This window comes from Micromonospora sp. SH-82 (assembly GCF_051132485.1).
GTDB lineage: Bacteria > Actinomycetota > Actinomycetes > Mycobacteriales > Micromonosporaceae > Micromonospora.
In genome coordinates this window covers 4,981,162-4,998,948 of record NZ_CP148049.1, presented here as the reverse complement: position 1 = coordinate 4,998,948, position 17,787 = coordinate 4,981,162, and the positions used below count along the sequence as shown (strand labels likewise).

At 70.8% G+C, this 17,787-nt stretch carries 18 protein-coding genes; 6 read left to right on the top strand and 12 right to left on the bottom strand.

The window, feature by feature from the left end:
• Positions 1-14 precede the first annotated feature (14 nt).
• Genes WHN02_RS21905 through WHN02_RS21895 form a run of 3 tightly spaced genes read left to right on the top strand, consistent with a single transcriptional unit; the run spans position 15 to position 2,973 of the window.
• A complete protein-coding gene (locus WHN02_RS21905; RefSeq protein WP_434740580.1) occupies positions 15-842 on the top strand; it encodes a 2-keto-4-pentenoate hydratase in 828 nt (275 codons plus the stop codon).
• A complete protein-coding gene (locus tag WHN02_RS21900) occupies positions 839-2,158 on the top strand; it encodes a hypothetical protein (protein WP_434740579.1) in 1,320 nt (439 codons plus the stop codon). Before WHN02_RS21905 ends, WHN02_RS21900 begins: the two co-directional genes overlap by 4 nt.
• A gap of 35 nt (positions 2,159-2,193) precedes the next feature.
• Complete coding sequence (locus WHN02_RS21895) at positions 2,194-2,973, top strand: IclR family transcriptional regulator (RefSeq protein WP_434740578.1); 780 nt, start codon at positions 2,194-2,196, stop codon at positions 2,971-2,973.
• On the opposite strand, the gene WHN02_RS21890 is transcribed toward WHN02_RS21895, so the two are convergent.
• The 4 genes from WHN02_RS21890 to WHN02_RS21875 all read right to left on the bottom strand — a co-directional run bounded on the left by WHN02_RS21890 (position 2,974) and on the right by WHN02_RS21875 (position 8,604).
• Positions 2,974-3,759, bottom strand: a complete 786-nt coding sequence (locus WHN02_RS21890; RefSeq protein WP_434740577.1) for an enoyl-CoA hydratase/isomerase family protein — start codon at positions 3,757-3,759, stop codon at positions 2,974-2,976.
• Complete coding sequence (locus tag WHN02_RS21885) at positions 3,756-6,002, bottom strand: CoA transferase (RefSeq protein WP_434740576.1); 2,247 nt, start codon at positions 6,000-6,002, stop codon at positions 3,756-3,758. Before WHN02_RS21885 ends, WHN02_RS21890 begins: the two co-directional genes overlap by 4 nt.
• Entirely contained in the window at positions 5,999-7,558 is a 1,560-nt protein-coding gene (locus WHN02_RS21880) for an AMP-binding protein (RefSeq protein WP_434740575.1), read from the bottom strand. The genes WHN02_RS21885 and WHN02_RS21880 overlap by 4 nt, the downstream gene beginning before the upstream one ends.
• Positions 7,559-7,692: 134 nt before the next feature.
• Complete coding sequence (locus WHN02_RS21875) at positions 7,693-8,604, bottom strand: sugar phosphate isomerase/epimerase family protein (protein WP_434740574.1); 912 nt, start codon at positions 8,602-8,604, stop codon at positions 7,693-7,695.
• Positions 8,605-8,805: 201 nt separating this feature from the next.
• Between WHN02_RS21875 and WHN02_RS21870 the strand changes: the two genes are divergently transcribed.
• Positions 8,806-9,027, top strand: a complete 222-nt coding sequence (locus tag WHN02_RS21870) for a hypothetical protein (protein WP_434740573.1) — start codon at positions 8,806-8,808, stop codon at positions 9,025-9,027.
• Between the two features lie 7 nt (positions 9,028-9,034).
• Positions 9,035-9,592 (top strand): DUF6879 family protein, encoded by a 558-nt coding sequence (locus tag WHN02_RS21865; RefSeq protein WP_434740572.1) that lies wholly within the window; start codon positions 9,035-9,037, stop codon positions 9,590-9,592.
• Between the two features lie 309 nt (positions 9,593-9,901).
• Here the strand turns inward: WHN02_RS21865 and WHN02_RS21860 are convergent, their stop codons facing one another.
• The 3 genes from WHN02_RS21860 to WHN02_RS21850 form a co-directional block, all read right to left on the bottom strand.
• Positions 9,902-10,435 carry a DUF6624 domain-containing protein gene (locus WHN02_RS21860; protein WP_434740571.1) on the bottom strand — a complete coding sequence of 178 codons (534 nt, stop codon included), beginning with the start codon at positions 10,433-10,435 and terminating at the stop codon, positions 9,902-9,904.
• A 112-nt stretch (positions 10,436-10,547) separates the two neighbouring features.
• A complete protein-coding gene (locus tag WHN02_RS21855; protein WP_434740570.1) occupies positions 10,548-11,774 on the bottom strand; it encodes a trypsin-like serine peptidase in 1,227 nt (408 codons plus the stop codon).
• A 147-nt stretch (positions 11,775-11,921) separates the two neighbouring features.
• Positions 11,922-13,286 carry an endo-1,4-beta-xylanase gene (locus tag WHN02_RS21850; RefSeq protein WP_434740569.1) on the bottom strand — a complete coding sequence of 455 codons (1,365 nt, stop codon included), beginning with the start codon at positions 13,284-13,286 and terminating at the stop codon, positions 11,922-11,924.
• A 388-nt stretch (positions 13,287-13,674) separates the two neighbouring features.
• Between WHN02_RS21850 and WHN02_RS21845 the strand changes: the two genes are divergently transcribed.
• Entirely contained in the window at positions 13,675-13,845 is a 171-nt protein-coding gene (locus WHN02_RS21845; RefSeq protein WP_350894721.1) for a hypothetical protein, read from the top strand.
• 28 nt (positions 13,846-13,873) lie between these two features.
• Here the strand turns inward: WHN02_RS21845 and WHN02_RS21840 are convergent, their stop codons facing one another.
• The 5 genes from WHN02_RS21840 to WHN02_RS21820 are packed head-to-tail and all read right to left on the bottom strand — an operon-like array spanning position 13,874 to position 17,764.
• Entirely contained in the window at positions 13,874-14,032 is a 159-nt protein-coding gene (locus WHN02_RS21840; protein WP_434740568.1) for a hypothetical protein, read from the bottom strand.
• Positions 14,033-14,088: 56 nt separating this feature from the next.
• Positions 14,089-15,150 (bottom strand): LLM class flavin-dependent oxidoreductase, encoded by a 1,062-nt coding sequence (locus WHN02_RS21835; protein ID WP_434740567.1) that lies wholly within the window; start codon positions 15,148-15,150, stop codon positions 14,089-14,091.
• Between the two features lies 1 nt (position 15,151).
• Positions 15,152-16,141 (bottom strand): ABC transporter substrate-binding protein, encoded by a 990-nt coding sequence (locus WHN02_RS21830; protein WP_434740566.1) that lies wholly within the window; start codon positions 16,139-16,141, stop codon positions 15,152-15,154.
• 25 nt (positions 16,142-16,166) lie between these two features.
• Positions 16,167-16,910, bottom strand: coding sequence for an ABC transporter ATP-binding protein (locus WHN02_RS21825; protein ID WP_434740565.1), 744 nt, complete (start codon positions 16,908-16,910; stop codon positions 16,167-16,169).
• A complete protein-coding gene (locus WHN02_RS21820) occupies positions 16,907-17,764 on the bottom strand; it encodes an ABC transporter permease (protein ID WP_434740564.1) in 858 nt (285 codons plus the stop codon). The genes WHN02_RS21825 and WHN02_RS21820 overlap by 4 nt, the downstream gene beginning before the upstream one ends.
• Positions 17,765-17,787 lie beyond the last annotated feature (23 nt).

Below are 17,787 nucleotides of genomic sequence, written 5' to 3'. Positions count from 1 at the left end.
CACGGAAGACCCTGATGAGCGCTGACCTGACCCCGCCGCTGGCCCTGGCCGCAGAACGACTGCGCTACGCCAGCACCATGCACCGCACCTGCCCGCCCGTGCGGGACCTCGTCGGCACCGACATCGAGAACGCCTACGCCGTACAGCGGCACGTGGTGGACCTGCAGGAGATCAGCGGCGCCCACGTGGTGGGCCGCAAGCTCGGGTTGATGGCCCGTACGGTCCAGCGCCAACTCGGTGTGCACCAGCCGACGATCGGCACGCTGATGAACACCATGCAGGTCCCGGACGGCGCCGTGGTCCCGGTCCGGCGGCTGTTGCAGCCGCTGATCGAGGCCGAGGTGGTGTTCCGGCTCGGCGCGGACCTCGACCGGCCGGAGGTCGACGCCGACACCGCTCGCGGTGCCGTCGCCGAGGTCCTGGCCGCGCTGGAGGTGGTGGACAGCCGGATCGAGGGCTGGGACATCAGCGCTGTCGACACGATCGCCGACAACGCCTCCGCCGGCCTGTTCGTGCTGGCCGCCAAGGGGTGCCCGCTGGGCGACCGGGACCTGCGTGACCTGCGGATGGAGTTGCGCCGCAACGGCACCGTCGTGTCGACCGGCTCCGGGGGCGAGAACTTCTACGGCGACCCGATCCGGGGTCTGACGTGGCTCGCCGGTGAGGCGTACCGGCGGGGTGCTCCGCTGCGGGCCGGGCAGGTGGTCCTCGCCGGTGCCCTCGGACCGATGGTGCAGATCGACGAGGGCGACTCCTTCAGTGCCGTCATCGGTGACCTGCCGGAGGTGTCAGTGCACTTCCGGTCCAGCCTGGCCGCTCGTGAGGCGAGTGTGCCGACATGACCGGGACCGGGCGGAGCGACGAACGCCTGGTCGCTGCCGTCCTCGCCCAGGTGGAGCGCGATCACCTCCTGGAGGCGGTGTGCGGCCTGGTCGACCGACCGAGCCCCACCGGGGGTGAGCGTCCGGTCGCCGAGTGGATCGTCGGTCACCTCGCCGCCGCGGGCGTGGACGGCACCCTCCAGGTGATCGACCAGGCCCAGGCCAACGCGGTCGGGGTGCTGGCCGGGCCGGACGACGCCGAGTCGGTGCTGCTCTACGCGCCGTTGGACACCTACACCACCGGCGATCCGGCCCTCGACGTGCCGTTCGCCGGTCCCCAGATGCGCGAGGACATGCTGCCGCGCGCCACCGTCTACGGCGACCTGGTCGTCGGACTGGGGGCCGGGAACCCGAAGGGCCACGCCGCCTGCGTCCTCGTCGCCGTGGAGGCGATGGCCCGGGCCGGCGTCGACCTCCCGGTCGACGTGGTGGCGGCCTTCGGCGCGGGCGGGATGCCCAGCTTCGCCGTCGACGGGGTGGGTGTCGCGGGCCGGACGAACACCGGACACGGGGTCGGCGCGAGCTTCCTCCTCGGGCAGGGGTTCACCACCGATCACGCGGTCGTCGCCAAACCCGGCTGGACCGTCTCGCACGAGGAGGTCGGCCTCGTCTGGGTGGACGTCGAGGTGCCGGGGGAGCACACCTACGTGGGAAGCCGCCACCGGATGCCCTACCGGAACGCGGCCCGTGCGGCGGCCCGGGTGATCGAGGTGCTGGAGACCTGGTGCGAGGAGTACGCCGCGCGACACGAGGTCGGCACGATGCGCCCGCAGGGGGTCGTGTCGTCGGTCCACGGTGGCTTCGAGAGGCTCGCCGCGTCGACGAGCGCACTGGTCCGGGTGCGGCTCGACCTGCGGATGACGCCCGAGCAGACAGCGTCGTCAGTGGTCCGTGAGGTGCGGACTGCGCTGGCCCCGGTCGCCGCCGAACTCGGTGCACCGCTGGTGGTACGCCAGGTCGCGTCAGTGCCGGCCACCCGGACCGACCCCACGGCCCCGGTCGTCCGGTCCGCCGTCGCGGCATGGGAGTCGGTCGCGGGTCGGCCGCACGAACTCGTGACGGCGAACAGCGGCGCCACCGACGCGAACATGATCCGGATGAGGGGCGTCCCGACCGCCAGGGTCGGCATGCCGAAGATCGCCGAGGGTCCGCACGAGGAACGTGTCGACTTCACCCTGGGCATGAACGCGGTGGATCTCAGGGAGGCAAAACGCCTGGTCGAGGTGCTGGTGCGTACTGTAGCGGGCATCGGGGGCCACGGCGTCGGACAACGGTGAGGAACCCGGACACAGGGAGGTTGTAGTGAGCGACGATGGCGAACGACTCACAGGCGCGCGCGTACGGTGAAGGTCTGGGACAGGGCGCCAACAGCGTCCTGGGCAAGGCTCGGCTGATCCTGGAGTCGTTCCAGCACGACGACGTGGAGCTGTCGTTGTCCGAGTTGTCCCGTCGTACCGGCATCTCCAAGGCGTCAGTGCACCGGTTGGCCCAGGAACTGGTCGACTGGGGAATGCTGGAGCGCTCCGGCTTCGAGTACCGACTCGGCATGCGGGCCTTCGAACTCGGCTCCCGGGTGCCCCGGTTCCGGGTGCTCCGCGACGCCGCCCGCCCGTTCATGGAGCGGTTGCACTTCGCCACCAAGGAGGCGGTGCACCTGGCCGTGATGGACGGGCTGGAGGTCCTCTTCCTGGAGAAGGTGGCGGCGGCGCAGTCCGCCAAGCCCTCCCGGATCGCCGGCCGGATGCCCCTGCACGCAGCCTCGACCGGCAAGGTGATGCTCGCGTACTCGCCGACGTCGGTGCTGGAGGAGGTGGTCAGCCGCGACCTGGACCGCCTCACCCCGCACACCACCGTCGCGCCGGGGCTGCTGGTCGAACAGATCCGCCGGATCCGCGCCAACGGGTGGGGCGTGGAGCACGAGGAGATCATCGCCGGCTACTGCTCGGTGGCGGTGCCGCTGTTCACCGGCAACGGCCTGCTGCTGGGGGCGCTGTCGGTCACGGCACCGACCTACCGGGCGGACGTCGCCAAGCTCGCCACCGCCCTGACCGAGGTCAGCCGCCGGATGTCCTCGGCCAACCTGATCAACTGATCACCGGCCGGTGAACCGGGGCTCCCGCTTGTCGAGGAACGCCTGGAGTCCTTCGGCGGCGTCGGCCAGGTCGAGGTTGGCGCGAACACACGCACCCTCGTGGGCGAGGGCGTCCGGCAGCGGCAAGTCCATGCCCCCGACGACGGCCCGCTTGATCAGACCCAGCGTCGCCGTGGGCAACGCCGCGAGGCGCGTCGCCTCGGCGGCCACCACCGCGTCGAAGTCCTCCCCGGCCACGATGTCGACGAGGCCCTCGGCCAGAGCCTCGTCGGCGGTGAGCCGGGTGCCGTCCATCATTAGCCGCTTCGCGCGGTGCGCGCCGACGAGCCGGGGCAGACGCTGCGAGCCGCCCGCCCCCGGAAAGATCCCCAGGCGGGACTCCGGGAACCCGAACGTCGCCCGCGCGTGCAGGATGCGCAGGTCGCAGGCGAGCGACAGCTCCGCGCCCCCGCCCAGGGCGTGCCCGTTCATCGCGGCGACCACCGGCTTCGGTGCCAGTTCGAGTAGCCGCTGCACCTCGACCCAGCGGCGCATCGCCGTGTAGACGTCGGGGTCGAGCCGTCGCATCACGCGGATGTCGGCGCCACCGACGAACACCCGCCCCTTGCCCCGGATGACCAGACACCTGACGTCGACGTCCTCGGTGAGGCTGGGCAGGGCCTCGATCAGTCGCGTGATGAGCGGGGGGTCGATGGTGTTCACCGGGCCGTGGTCGAGCACGATCGTCGCCACCGCACCCTCCCGCTCGATCCGGAAGCCCCGGGTCGCCGGATCCTCGGTCGTCATACCAGCACTCCTCGCTCACGGAGATCCGTGATCTCCTGGGTGGTCAGTCCGAGCATCTCGCCGAGCAGTTCCTCGGTGTGCTCGCCCAGCAGAGGAGCCGGACGGTCCAGCCGGGGTGGGGTGTCGGTCAGGTGGTGCAGGACGCCCTCGACCCGTACCTCCCCGACGAGCGGGTGGCCGAGGGTCGGGTAGAAGCCGCGTGCCCGCAGCTGTGGATCGCCCTCGACGAGGTCACGACCGTCGCGCACCGGGTACGCCGGGATCCCGTACCCCTGGAGGTGGGCGGCGGCCCGGTCGGGGTCGGTGGCAGCCGCGTACTCTTCGAGCCCGCGTACCGGGTCGGTGCCCTCGACGGCCTCCGCCAACCGTTCGGGGTTCACCCGGCCGACCGAGAGCCACCTGTCGTCGCCGGGCGCACGGAGCACGAACGGGCCGACCCGGTCGTCGTCGGCGGCGGGGACGGTGGTGTCGAGCACGGCGGTGCCCAGGTGCGCCGCCATGGCCTCCAGTTGGGAGAGGTCGACGTGTCCGCCTCCGCCGCGCAGCACCCGGTCGAGGACGGCGACGACGGCGGCGTTCGCGGCCACCATGTCGCCGAGCCCGAAGGTCAGGCCCTGGGGGATCCCGTCGTCGCCACCTGTCGCGTGGGTCAGCCCCGACCAGGCGGCCAGGGTGTCGGCGAAGGTGACGGCCGAACGCCACGGACCGGTGGCCCCGACACCCGACATGGAGACCAACACCGCGTCGGGGTTGATCCGGCGCAGCTGCTCGAAGTCCAGACCCCACTTGGCGAGGGTGCCGGGGGAGAAGTTCTCCACCACCACGTCGACCTCGGCGGCGAGGCGGCGCAGCAGGTGCGGTCCCTGCGCCGACCGGAGGTTGAGGGCCAGGCTGCGCTTGCCACGGTTGAAGTTGATGAAGTAGCCGCTCTCCTCGGGGCCGGCGTCGGCCCGCAGTCGCATCGACGGGGCGAACCGGGTCGGGTCCTGCCGGTGCGCCGACTCGACCTTGACGATGTCCGCGCCGTGGTCACCGAGGATCCTCGTGACGTAGGGGCCGGCGAGCACCCAGGTCAGGTCGAGGACCCGCAGCCCGGCGAGCGCACCACCGTGGGCGTGCCGCATCCGCGACGGCAGCGCGGCCGGTGCGTCGGCGGCGTGCCACCGCGCCCCGGTGCCGACCGGTGTGGGTGCGGCGAGGCGGACCGGCCGTGGCCGACCGGGGGACTCGTGGGGGAAACCCGTGTCCAGCAGGGTTCCCTGCGGGGTGCTGACCTGGAGGAAGAAGTCCCGGGCCCGCAGCTGGGGGTTGGTGACCAGGTCGGTCGGCCCGGCGACCTCCGCCCACGGCAGCGCCCGACGGCGGGCGTCCACGGCGATCTCCCCGGTGGTACGCCGCCGGGTCCACGCCGTGACGACCTCGTCGACGTGTACGCGGTGCCGCCAGCGGTGCACCGGGTCCCGCCACACGTCGCCGGTGAGGTCGGCGGCCTCGCCGGTCTCGTCCATCCACGCCAGCAGGTCCTTCCACATCCGATCGGGACCGGAGTAGCCGCCGGCGACGAAGCCGTCCGCGGTGGGGAAGACCCGATGTGCGACGTGGCCGTAGACGCCCCCGGTGCGACCCGGGACGGTGCCGGCGTGGATCCAGGCGATGGCACCGGTCTCCAGGGTGGCGGCGACCGCCTCCTGCACCGACACCTCGGCCAGCTGGCCCCGTCCCGTCCGACGGCGGGCGACGACGGCCAGGAGTGCCGCGACGGCGGCGTGGGTGCCGGCGAGCTGGGTGGCCTGGCCCTGCGGCGGCGGTACGGGTGCCTCGCCCGGTCGGCCACCCAGCCAGGTCATGCCTCCGGAGGCGGCCGCGACGCCGTCGTCGGTGCGCCAGCCGCTGCGCGGCCCGGTGAGTCCGAAGGGCGTGACGACGACGTGGGCGGCACCGGCCCACCCCTGCGGGTCGGTCGGGCGCAGGTCGAGGGTACGCAGCTCGTCGACCGCCCCTGACTCGATCACGACGTCGGCGTCGACCACCAGGCCGCCCACCACCCTGTCGAGTTCGCCCTCGGGGACCGTGAGGGTCCGGGTGCCCGCGTACCAGTGCACCGCCTCCTGCGGGGTGGGCGGCGCGGCGGTGTCCGCCCGGACCCGGATGACGTCGGCTCCCAGGCCGACGAGCAACCGGACCGCGTTCGCGGCGAGACCGTCGGTGAGGTCGAGGACGCGGAGCAGCGGTGCAGGGGTCATGACATCTCCGTCGTGTCGGGAACAGTCGACTCGGCGTCCCACGCGTGGTGTGGAACGCCGCGTCGACGCAGCGCGGCGCGGTCCAGCTTCTGGGTGCCGGTGTACGGGAGGGCGGCCTCGACGGCGAGGTAGCGGGGGCGTACCGCCCGGGGCAACGCGGCACGGCAGTGCGACCACAGCTCCTCGGCGGTGACCCGGCTGCCGTCGCGGGTCACCACCAGGGCGAGGACCTCGTCCTCGGTGAGCGCGGAAGGCACGGCGACGGCTGCGGCACCGGCGACGGCCGGATGGGCGAGCAGCGCCTCCTCGACGTGGTGTGGGTCGATGTTGACGCCACGCCGCCGGATCACGTCGCCGAGTCGCCCCTCGACCGTCAACCAGCCGTCCACCAGCCGACCACGGTCCCGGGTCCGGAACCACGGGCCGTCCCAGGCCGCGCGGGTCGCCTCGGCGTCTCCGACGTACCGCAGGAACCCGAACTCCGGCCTGCGGGGCCGGACCCGGATCTCGCCGGCCTCACCGTCGGCGACCTCCCGACCGGACTCGTCGACGATCCTCACCTCGTGGTCGGCGAGGATCCGCCCGGCTGCCCCCGGCCGCAGGTCGTCCATCGGGGTGGCGGCCACGTCGCCGAGTTCGGTGCAGGCGTACGCCTGTCGCAGGACGACACCGAACCGCTGCCGGAAGTCGTGGACGAGCCGGGCCGGTGCCGGCCCGCCGTACGCCTTGGTGAGCAGGTGTTCCCGGTCCCCGCCGGTCGGCGGCTGCGCGAGCAGCATCATGCACACCGCGCCCATGAAGTTGAACGCGGTCACCTGTTCGCGTCGGACCAGGTCGAGGAAGCCGGAGGCGGAGAAGCGCGGCGCCATCACCACACGTGCGTCGCTGATGATCGCGGGCAGCAGACTGGCGTGCCGGGCGTTGATGTGCTGCCACGGGAAGAAGTTCAGCAGTACGTCGTCACGCCCGTAGTCCATCGCCCGGGCGACCCTGCGCGCCTGCCCGGCGGGGGCCCCCACCGGTAGGAGTGCGGCCTTCGCCCGGCCCGTGGTGCCCGAGGTGCTCATGATCAGCGCCGGTGCCGTGGGTGACAACTCGGCCGGACCGACCGAGTGCGCCTCCGGATGCTCGTCGAGCAGGGTCCGGTCGGCTCCGTCGAGCAGGTGCAGCGGACGCCCCACGCGCCGGGCCAGCTGCGCCGGAAGGGGGCCCTGCGCCCGGTGGGCCGACGCCACGACGACGCGGGCGCCGGTGGTGGCCACCAGGTGGTGAGCCCAGCGCTCGGGGTGGTCGTGGCCGAGGGGCAACTCGACGGCACCGAGCGCGGACACGGCCGCGGTGAGCGCCACCGCGTCCAGGCCGGCATCGACGCAGGTGACGACGACGTCTCCGCGCCCGACGGTCTCGGACAGGCCGACGGCCCACGCGGCGGCCCGACGCCTCAACTGCTCGGCGGTCCAGGCCCCGGCCCCCGACACCCGGAGGACCTCGGCCTCCGGCAGACGGCCGGCGCGGTGCCACACGGCCTGGGCGAAGGTGGTCGGCTCGTCGGTCATGTCCTGCCCCGCCGCTGCCCCGACAGCTTCTTCCTGCTGGTGAGTGGCCCGTTCATGGCACCACCATCGTCGGCCGACCGGCGTTTCACGAGCGGGCTGTTCTGTTCACCGGAACCGAGCGGCGGTAACGGTCGTCAATTGGCCGAGCCACCGAAGACCCCGCGTACCCAGGTGGCCGAGGCGACGGCGCTCTGGTACGGGTCGGGGATGTCGGGTGCATCGACCTCGACCATCAGCCACCCGTCGAAGTCCGCCCCGAGTCCGTCGAGGAACCCGGTCAACGGCAGTTCGCCACGACCCGGCTCGACCCAGAGACCGGCCCGTACCGTCGCCCGGTAGTCCCGGTCTGCCGCCCGGCTTCGCGTCGCGACGCTGAGCCGGCAGTCCTTCAGGTGCACGAGGGGGATGCGACGGGCGTACTCCTCGACCATGTCGGCGACGGCGACTCCGGCCCAGGCGAGGTGACCGGTGTCGGGCAGGAAGCCCAACCGGTCGGGTGCGACGGCGTCGAGGACCGTCCGCGCTTCGCCCTCGGTCTCGATCCAGGTACCGACGTGCGGGTGCAGAGCGGGACGGACACCCTCGGCGACCATGGTGTCGGCGATCCGGTCGACGAGTTCGGTGAGCGCGGCGAGCCGCTCCGGCGACGCGTCGTGGCCCTGGGCGGGGCGGGCGAGCCGGGACGGACTGACACCCATGCTCAGACCCAGACCGATGTCGGTGAGGCCCAGCTCGGCGTGGGAACCGGCGACCTGCGCCGCCAGCTCCAGCACCGCCTGCTCACGGCCGTCCCCGCCGTCGGAACGGCAGACGAGGTAGCCGGGCGCGAGGGAGAGACCGAGATCGTCGACGAGTCGGCGATACTCCGGCACGGTCCACCCCGCCGGTACGTCCGCCATGACGCTGTCGAACCCCGCCCGTTTCACAGCCGACAGCAGTTCCGGTTTCTCCGGGCTCCTGGCCGGATCGAGCCAGCCGTCCTCGGTGGCCATCCACTGGATCGGATTCAGCGCGATGCGAGCCCGGGGGAGGTGGCGCTCAGACATGGGATCCTTCCGGCTGGAGGACCGCATCGTAGGTAGCCACCAGAGCCGTCACCCAGTGACCCGGTCCATCAGGCGGACCGGCGCGGCGGCTCGTCTGTTCCTTCGCGCGGATGGACGACACCTACTTGTCCGGCCGTCACGGTGAGCACTACCGTCCTCACCGGATGTACCGTCAGTCTGTCCGCTTCGATGGAGGTCACGGTGAAGCTGACAATGCTCCACAAGGACGGCGGGTCCGGGGGAAACGGATGCCCGGCGGTCCATCTGGGTGAGAGCGGCGACCTGGTCGTCCAAGGGGCCTTGGTCGACCGTGACACCTTCGGCGAGTTGGAGAACGTTCTTCCGGGCGAGGGTGCGGTGCGGATCTCCGCAGAGGTGGTGATCGGTGCGATCGAGCGTTACCGCGAGTTCGGGCAGCGGTGAACGAGGGTTGACCAGATCGTTCACGTCCCTGGACGACGACGGGTTCAACCGGCTGTTCCGGGACTTCCGTTACACGGCGTACCGGTTGGAGACGCTCCAGCGGTACGACGTGTCGTACGAGCAGGACGAGTTCGCCCGGTTCCTCGCGGGTGAGACCCGTGGGGAGTTTCCCGGGATCGCGGCGTGGTGCGACACCGTGCGGGCTGCGGTGTCGGTGGGCAAGCGGATGCACCGGGTCCATGTGGTCACCGAGCCACTGTCCGACTACGTCCGATTCGAGTGCGGCTGGGCGTACGAGCACACGGTCGAGGCGGGTGAGGACGTCCGCCTGATCGTGCTGACCGGTCGTGACTGGCCGGCCGATCTGCCGCACCACGACTACTGGTTGTTCGACTCCTCCCAGCTGGTGGCGATGCACTACGACGAGGAGGGGCGGTTCGTCTCCGGTGAGGTGACCACCGACCCGGAGAAGATCGTGCAGGCCAACCGGTGGCGGGACGCCGCCGTCTCGGTGTCGATCCCCTACCGGCGGTACGCGGACCTGCCCCGCCCCAGCTCTCCGTAGCTTCACAGGTCATCGTCGTCGAGGAGGCAACCGTGCACCCGGCGCACAACGAGTCGTCAGGCGACGCCGATGCGGTCGTGCAGGCCGGGACGGTGTACGGCGGAGACGACCGGCGCCCCGGTCATCCGCGACACGGGGGGAGGGAGGTCTCGGTCGCCCGACGGCTCGGCCACCTGCGTGCTGCCACAGGCGGTCAGCGTGGTCAGGGCCACCACTGCGGCACCTAGGCGGACAACTGGACCCATGTCGTCTTCAACGATCCGTGCTCTTCAGCCGTGAGGAACTGGATCGATGACGGCCCTGGGGTGCTCATCGTGTCTGATCACCGTCCTGGGAGTCGCGCTGATGCATGAGGATCAGGTAGTCGGCGAAGGGGCCCAGCCCGACAGCGTGGCGTCGCTCGTCAAGGTGATCGGGATCCTCGATCGGCTGCGGACCCAGCGGCCCCCTGCCGTCCGGCCCGTACCAGAACTGCGTTCCGTACAACTGCGGTCTGCCCTCGCCCCGACGTACCCGATCCGTCAGATAGGCCAGGTGGGACGGCTGCGCCTCGCCCTCCCGCACCGCCTGCTCAAGCAGACTCAGGCAACGGCGCTGGAACTCCGGGTCGGAGTGCTGCGCGATCAACCATGCCCCGGTCGCGGCATCCGGACCTACCTCACTACGACGAGGCCATCCGTACGCGTCGAGGACCCTGCCGAGCCACGCCGTGTTGTCGGCGTCGACCTCCCCCACCCGGGTCCAGCACTCCTCAGATGGTTCCCGGCCCGTGGCCTCGGACCGTACCCGCTGGTCACGATCCATCCGTTGCATCAGCTCTGCGGCAAGCTCGTCGACGTCCATTCCTCAGAACCTCCACCCGCCAGACGCGGCCCGACACGTCGGGGACTCGTACGGGAGGGCGGTGCGGGGACGTCACGTACGTCCCCGCACCGCCCGAGCGGTCTCGTCGTCGTCAGCCGTTGTCGATCAGGCCGGCGATCTCGTTGTAGATGAGGTGGGCCTTCGCGCCCTGGTTGGAGGGGCAGCCGCCGAGGTGGTGCAGGGCGATCACCCGGTGGCTGCTGTTCAGCACCGGCGAGCCCGAGTTGCCGCCGGAGGTGTCACAGCTGTAGCTGATGTTCCAGGTGTTGTAGTTGGCGTTCCGGACGGTGCACCGGGGGCCGTTCTGGGCGTCCTCGAAGATGGACAGTCGTTTCGGGCTGCCGTCGCCGTGGCCGGGGATGTACATCTGGGTGCCGTTGCTGGTGGCGGTCGTCGCCAGGTAGAGGGTGCCGAAGCCCTGGATGGCGGCGAAGTTGTTTACCGAGAAGAGGGCGTAGTCCAACTGGTTGGAGCCGCCGGAGCTGACCCGGTAGAGGGTCGCGCCGCTGACCTTGGTGCCGGGGCCGGGGTTCGCCCCGCCGCAGGTGCTGCACTGGTAGTTGAACTGCATCTCGCTGCCGCTGACCGCGGCCTGGGTGGAGAAGCAGTGCTTGTTGGTCAACATCCGGTTGGTGTTGCCGACCCGCCAGGTGGTGCACATGCCGCCGCCGCTGATCAGCAGGCGGGCGACGGCGTTCCCGCGGGCGTACTCGGTGGGGTGGCTGGTCTGGTAGCAGACCGCGTCGCGGCGGGCGTCGGTGCTGCACACGGACTGTGTGGAGAGGTTGTGCTGCGCGATCTCGGTGCGGTCGTAGCCGCGCCAGAACCGGTCGATGGTCGCGACGCTGCCCCGGGTGGTGCGGTCGCCGTGCAGGGTCACCACTGCGGTGTCGCCCTCCACCGACATGGCCCAGAAGCCCGCCTGGCCGTCGGTGGTGTAGTCCGAGCCGGTGGCCCGGTTCAGGTGCCTGTCGTACCGGTGGCTCTCCCGGCCGTCGGGGCCGGCGACGGTGACGTACTCGCCGGGTGCCAGGCGCAGCGAGCTGAAGTGCACCTTGACGTACGTCGCGCCGGGGTGCCGGATGATCTGGGTCCGGCCGTCGCGGGCGTACGACAGCGAGCCGTCGACGGTGCGCAGCTCCCCGACGGTCGTGACGCCCTCGGCGGAGAACTGGTCCGACTCGGGTGCCCGGTCGGACTGTGGTGCGAGGGGCTGGGACGAGTACGCCTCGGCGGGTGCCGTCAGCAGGCTCAGTCCGAGGGTGCAGGTACCGAGTACCACCCCCACCGATCGCAGGCGTCGCAGGGCACGTCTCATCGTCGCTCCTCCCGGGGAACCGGAACCTTAACGAGTCCTAGGTCTTCATACACGAACCGAATCGAAACATGCAAGATCCTCGATATGTTTGGTCGATGTGGAACCGTCGGCCGTGCGCCCACCCGCACGGCCGACGGTCAGGATCGTTCACCCCGAGGTGCAGGACCTGATCTGCGGACGGGCTGTGGAGTTGCCGTTCGTCATCGTGGTGAAGCCGAAGGTGTTGCCGCTGCCGTCGGAACGCATCGTCATCACGTTCCCGCTGCTGTCCCAGGTGGGGCTGCCGCTCCAGGTGGCGGAGATCTTCTGCGGTGGGGTGATGGCGACGACCACCGACCAGGTGGTGGCCCCGCTGACCGTCACCGAGGTGTTGTAGCGGTCTCCCCAGGACTGGCCGGGCGTCATCGTGGCGGTGCACTGACCACCGGTGGGCGGGGGAGTGGTCGGGTTCCCGGTGGGCGGCGGGGTCGTGGGGTTCGGGCCGGTGCCGCTGTTCAGTGCGGTGAGGACGGCGTCGTACGCGGGTTTCTTCTGGCCGCTGCCGTTGAACAGCAACGGGCTCTCACCGGAGCGCCAGGAGTCGGAGTCGCGGATGCCCCAGACGGTGATGCCCTTGCAGCGTGCGACGGCGAGACAGTCGTTGACCACGTTGCGGTACGCGTCGGTCGGCGCGTTGCGGATGTCCAGCTCGGTGATGTGCACGTCGACGCCGAGTGCGGCGAAGCTGGACAGCGTGGTGCGGTAGTTGCTCGGGTAGTTCGAGCCACCGGTGAAGTGCGACTGGAGGCCGACGCAGTCGATGGGGACGCCCCGGTTCTTGAAGTCCTGGACCATGCGGTAGACGGCCTGGGTCTTGGCGTCGTTCCAGTTGTCGGTGTTGTAGTCGTTGTAGCAGAGCTGGGCGTTCGGGTCGGCCTGGCGGGCGGCGCGGAAGGCCGCCTCGATCCAGTCGTTGCCGGTGCGCTGGAGGTTCGAGTCGCGGCGGGCACCGCTCGAACCGTCCTGGAACGCCTCGTTGACGACGTCCCACCAGGCGATCTGACCGCGGAAGTGGGTGGCGACCTGGGTGACGTGGTTGAGCATCGCGTTGCGTAGCGCGGTGCCGGACATGTTCTGCATCCAGCCGGGCTGCTGCGAGTGCCAGGCCAGGGTGTGGCCCCGGACCTGCATGCCCCGAGCGCGGGCGTGCTGGACGATACGGTCGGCGTTGCCGTAGGTGAACTGTCCCTGCTGTGGCTGAAGCGCGTCGATCTTCATCTCGTTCTCGGCGGTGACCTGGTTGAACTCGCGGTTCAGGATGGTCGTGTACGCCGAGTCGTTCAGTCTGCCGGCCGCCACGGCGGTGCCGAAGTACCGGCCTCGCTCGGCTGCGGAGGCGCCCAGGGTGCTCGCGGCGCTGGCGTCACCGGGCAGGACGACGGCACCTGCCATCGCCAGCATGCCCACGGCGGAGAGGACGAGTGCTACGCGCAGTCGTCGTGAACCGGTGGGCGGTCGGGGAGAACCTTTCATTGACGCTCCTTCCGGGTCCGGTGTCGGTGAACCGGGCAGCACAGATCCGGACCTACGGTGCGATAGGGGTGATGCCCTGGAGCCCCATCGAGGGGGCGGCATCGGCCTTGGCTGCCGAAGTATTTCAGGAAGGTTTCATGAACGTCAATGTATTTCGCAGGTGTTCTCGCAACTTTCGGGCCATCGATGAAAGGGTGGTGTCGGGTGTGCGCAGGTCGCAGCCGCTGGTAGGTCGTCGGGGTGGAGGTGCAGAGCGGGATCGCATCCTCCGTGGGAGGGGTGTGACTCAATTCGGCTCGGGTTGCTCCCGCTACTTCCTCGAAACTTTCGAGGATCGGAGGCCGGGCGTCTACCGCCTGCGACGGCGACCTTGACGGATAATCAGCCGATGACCAATCCTGACCTCGATCCGGACGTCTATCCGCCCCTCGACCCCCGGGAGCCCGTGCCGGACACCGCCGAGGAGCTACTTCCGGGGACGCCCGACAGTCTCCCGGACGCACCGGTGGAGCCGATGCCCGACGACGGGGAGCCCGGAGGCGTACCCGAACCGGCGTGACGGTCCCCGACGGTCCGCCCTGCGGGCCTCACCCCTGCTCGCCGGGGCGTTCGTGCGGTACGGGCCGGGAACAGGAACGGACCCCGCGTCGCACCCGGTCGGTCCGACGCGGGGTCCGCCGTTCCCGCCGGTGACAGGTGCCGACGTACGCGCCGCCGTACGCCGGCCGGTCGACCCGTGCGGCCACCAGGATGCCGTGTGGGTCGGTCGACCCGTCAGGCCGAGCGGGAAGCCGTGGGCCTGTCAGGCCCCCGGGAAGCCGTGCCGGGAGCGCAGCAGCGGGGCGACCTCGGTGGCGAACCGTTCCATCTCGGCGAAGTGCGGCTGGAACTGGAACAGGAAGGTGTCGACGCCGGCGTCGACGAACCCGCTGATCCGGTCGGCGATCTGGGCATAGCTGCCGACCAGGCCGGAGAGGGTCCCGCCGTTCGTGCCGACACTCGCCACCCCGACGGCGTTGCGGCCCATCACCCGGGCGGGGTCCGCCCCCTCGATCGGCTTGCGCTGTTCCCGGGTCAACTGCCACAACCTGTCGAACTCCTCGGTCGCCTCCCGTTCGGTGGGGCGGGCGATCAGGAAGCTGGTCAGGCCGAACCGCAGGGGTGCCTGCCCGGCCCGGGGCCGGGACCGCAGGTCGGCGATGATCGCCCGCACCCCGTCCGGGCCGTCCGGTGGTCGACCGTTGATCAGGAAGACGTCCGCCGCGGCGGCGGCGAGAGCCCGGGCCGGTTCCGACTCGCCGCCGAAGTAGACCACCGGCGGGGTCCCGGCGTACGGCATCGGGCGCAGCCTCAACCCGTCGGCGTGGAGGTACTCGCCGGCCACCGTCACCGGACCGTCCCCCCACGCCTGCTGCACGATGGACAGCCACTCCCGCGAGTAGGCGTACCGGCGGTCGTGGTCGATCAGGGCCAGGCCGAGCTTGGTGATCTCGGGGAGGAACCAGCCCGACACCAGGTTGATCGCGAACCGGCCCCGGCTGATGTGGCCGATCTGGGTCGCCATCTTGGCCAGGACGCCCGGGTTGTAGAGGAACGGCTTGACCGCCGCGATGATCTCGATCCGGGAGGTCGCCTCGGCGATCGCCGCCGACGTCGTCCAGGTGTCGACGACGTCACCCTGGTCGTCACCGGGGTTGATGGTGTGCTGGGCGATGAGGGTGGTGTCGAGGCCGAGCCGTTCGGCCTCGACGACGGTCCGCCGGTTGTCGGCGTAACTGCCGTCGAGGTGCTCGTCGGGGTGCTCGCGTACGCCCCAGTTCCCGCTGATCGGTGTCCACACCCCGAAGCGCGGTGAGGTGCCCATGTCAGGACCCCGGCAGGACGTCGTTGAAGTCGCCGACGAAGATCTGCTTCACGTCGACCGGCTTCTCGATGAACTCGACGTCGAGCAGTTCGTCGGCGAACTCCTGCTGCTTGACCAGGAAGGTGTCGTCGATCGGTTGGTATCCGGCACCGCTGATCCGGTAGGTGGTGGACAGGGTCGTCAGGCTGTAGTCCACGTGCGGCTTGACCACCTGCGCCGCCTCGTCGGGGTGCTGCGAGGCCCAGAGGCCGAGTTCGGCCGCCGCCTGGAAGAACGACCGCAGCGCCGCGTGCTTCTGCTCGTACGCCTGGGGGCTGACCCGCAGGCAGTAGAGGTTGTTCACGGTGCCGGCGATCCCGTCGATCTCCACCAGGTCCGGGTAGCGCTCCAGGATGTCCGGGGAGCCGGGAGCGTTCGCCGAGTACGCCTCGATGTCGCCCTTGACCAGGGCGTTGACCCCGTCGGCGCCGAAGATGTTGACCGCCTTGACCTGCGTCTCGGTCAGGTTGTTCTTCTTCAGCAGCCGTTCGTAGAGCAGGCCGTGGTTGGAGCGGATCGGCATGCCCACCCGCTTGCCGACCAGGTCGGCGAAGCTGGTGATGCCGGAGTCGCGGCGCACGATGTACTTGATGTTCTGGTCGTTGGGCCGGGTGCAGCCGATCACCTTCTGCCGACTGCCGGAGGCCGCCGCGGTGATCGGGCCGATGTCGCCGGTGTCGGAGATGTCGACCTGCCCGGCCTCGATGGCCGAGTTGAGTTCGGCCGAGTTGGCGAACTCCCGGTATGTGATCTTCACGCCGGGCACCTGGAGGTCCCTGGCCTCGAACAGCGGTGTGTAGCCGTACAGGTCGGTGGTGACCAGGGTGAGCGAGACGGTGCCGTCGGCGCTGGCGGCGTCGCCCCCGCCACCGCCGCCGCACCCGGTCACGGCCAGGACGGTGGCGAGGGCGGCGGCGAGCAGGGGACCCCGCCGGAAACCGGTGTTGCGCATGATGTGCCTTTCGGGTCGGTGCCGGTCAGTGCCGGCCGAGTTCGGTCTCGTAGTGGGCGGCCCCGAGTTGTTCGAGGATCCGGATCCGGGTCCGCTCGAAGTCGGGGTCCTCGCGGGTGCGGGCGCCGGTGAAGCGGGGTCTGATCTCGTCGGCGAGTCGGCCGCCGGTCAGCACGAGGATCCGGTCGGCGAGGACGATCGCCTCGTCGACGTCATGGGTGACCAGGACGGTGGTGAAGCTGTGTGCCTTCCACAGCGAGTGGACCAGTGCCTGCATCCGGAGCCGGGTCAGCGCGTCGAGGGCGCCGAACGGCTCGTCAAGCAGCAGCACCGCCGGCCGCCGGACCAGGGCACGGGCCAGCGCGGCCCGTTGGGCCTCGCCGCCGGAGAGGGTCCCCGGCCAGGCGTCGGCGAGGGCCTCCAGGCCGACCTCGGCGAGGACCTCGACGGCCTGGGCGCGCAGTGCGGCGCGGCTGCCGCGCAGCCCGAAGACGACGTTCTCCCACACCGACCGCCAGGGCAGCAGCCGGGCGTCCTGGAATCCGACGGCGACCGGTCGTCGCACTGTCAGTTCACCGGCGTGGTCGGTGTCGAGCGCGGCCAGGGCGCGCAGCAGGGTGCTCTTGCCGCCCCCGCTCTCCCCGACGATGACCAGGAACTCCCCGTGGGGTACGTCGAGGTCGACGGTGTCGAGGATCAGCCGGGTGCCGTAGTGCTTGCGCAGCCCGCGTACGGAGATGCCGGCGGTCACCGGCTCGGGCGCGCTCACCGGTCCACGAACTCTCGACGCCAGGACAGGGTCTTCCACTCGACGACCCGGACCAGGCTCTCGATGGCGAGGCCGAGCAGCGCGTACAGGGCCAGGCAGAGCACGATCGTGTCGGTCTGCAGGAAGTCCTTGGCCCTGGTCAACATGTAGCCGATGCCGGACTCCGCCGCGACGGTCTCGCCGAAGACCAGGCTGAGCCAGGCGATCGCCAGCGAGAACCGCAGCCCGATCAGCAGGTGCGGCAGCGCCCCGGGCAGGATGATGTGCCGGATCACCGCCCACCGGGAGGCCCCGCAGCTCTGGGCCAGCTCCCGGAACCGGGGGTCGACCGAGCGGATGCCCTTGCTGAAGTTGAGGTAGATCGGGAAGATCACCCCGATGGCGACCAGGCCGACCTTGAGCGCCTCGTCGATGCCGAGCCAGAGCAGCAGCAGCGGCATCATGCCCAGCGTCGGTACGGCCCGCAGCATCTGCAACGGCGGGTCGACGAGTTCGTCGGCGACCCGGGACAGTCCGGTGGCCAACCCCAGCAGCACCCCGATCAGGATGCCGACCAGCAGGCCCAGGACCACTCGTTGCAGGGAGGCCAGCACGTGCGTCGCCAGCAGTCCGTTTCCGGCGAACTCGACGAACCGGTCCCAGACCATCCGGGGGCTGGCGAAGGTCGTCGGGTCAAGCCAGCCGACGGCCGAGGCGAGTTGCCAGACGGCGACGAGCAGGACCGGCACCAGCACCCGCCGGGCCGACGTGGACAACCGCCGTCGGACCGGACTGCGCCGGGGCGGTGTCGGGCCCGGCTCGCCGGTGGACCGCCCGACGGACACTGCCGTCCTGGAGGGGATCGTCGCGGTCATCGTGGCCCACCTCCTTCCGCGCG

Coding starts and splice junctions, on each gene's coding strand:
- WHN02_RS21905 (WP_434740580.1), top strand. CDS start 15: ATGAGCGCTGACCTGACCCCGCCGCTGGCCCTGGCCGCAGAACGACTG.
- WHN02_RS21900 (WP_434740579.1), top strand. CDS start 839: ATGACCGGGACCGGGCGGAGCGACGAACGCCTGGTCGCTGCCGTCCTC.
- WHN02_RS21895 (WP_434740578.1), top strand. CDS start 2,194: ATGGCGAACGACTCACAGGCGCGCGCGTACGGTGAAGGTCTGGGACAG.
- WHN02_RS21890 (WP_434740577.1), bottom strand. CDS start 3,759: ATGACGACCGAGGATCCGGCGACCCGGGGCTTCCGGATCGAGCGGGAG.
- WHN02_RS21885 (WP_434740576.1), bottom strand. CDS start 6,002: ATGACCCCTGCACCGCTGCTCCGCGTCCTCGACCTCACCGACGGTCTC.
- WHN02_RS21880 (WP_434740575.1), bottom strand. CDS start 7,558: ATGACCGACGAGCCGACCACCTTCGCCCAGGCCGTGTGGCACCGCGCC.
- WHN02_RS21875 (WP_434740574.1), bottom strand. CDS start 8,604: ATGTCTGAGCGCCACCTCCCCCGGGCTCGCATCGCGCTGAATCCGATC.
- WHN02_RS21860 (WP_434740571.1), bottom strand. CDS start 10,435: ATGGACGTCGACGAGCTTGCCGCAGAGCTGATGCAACGGATGGATCGT.
- WHN02_RS21855 (WP_434740570.1), bottom strand. CDS start 11,774: ATGAGACGTGCCCTGCGACGCCTGCGATCGGTGGGGGTGGTACTCGGT.
- WHN02_RS21850 (WP_434740569.1), bottom strand. CDS start 13,286: ATGAAAGGTTCTCCCCGACCGCCCACCGGTTCACGACGACTGCGCGTA.
- WHN02_RS21845 (WP_350894721.1), top strand. CDS start 13,675: ATGACCAATCCTGACCTCGATCCGGACGTCTATCCGCCCCTCGACCCC.
- WHN02_RS21835 (WP_434740567.1), bottom strand. CDS start 15,150: ATGGGCACCTCACCGCGCTTCGGGGTGTGGACACCGATCAGCGGGAAC.
- WHN02_RS21830 (WP_434740566.1), bottom strand. CDS start 16,141: ATGCGCAACACCGGTTTCCGGCGGGGTCCCCTGCTCGCCGCCGCCCTC.
- WHN02_RS21820 (WP_434740564.1), bottom strand. CDS start 17,764: ATGACCGCGACGATCCCCTCCAGGACGGCAGTGTCCGTCGGGCGGTCC.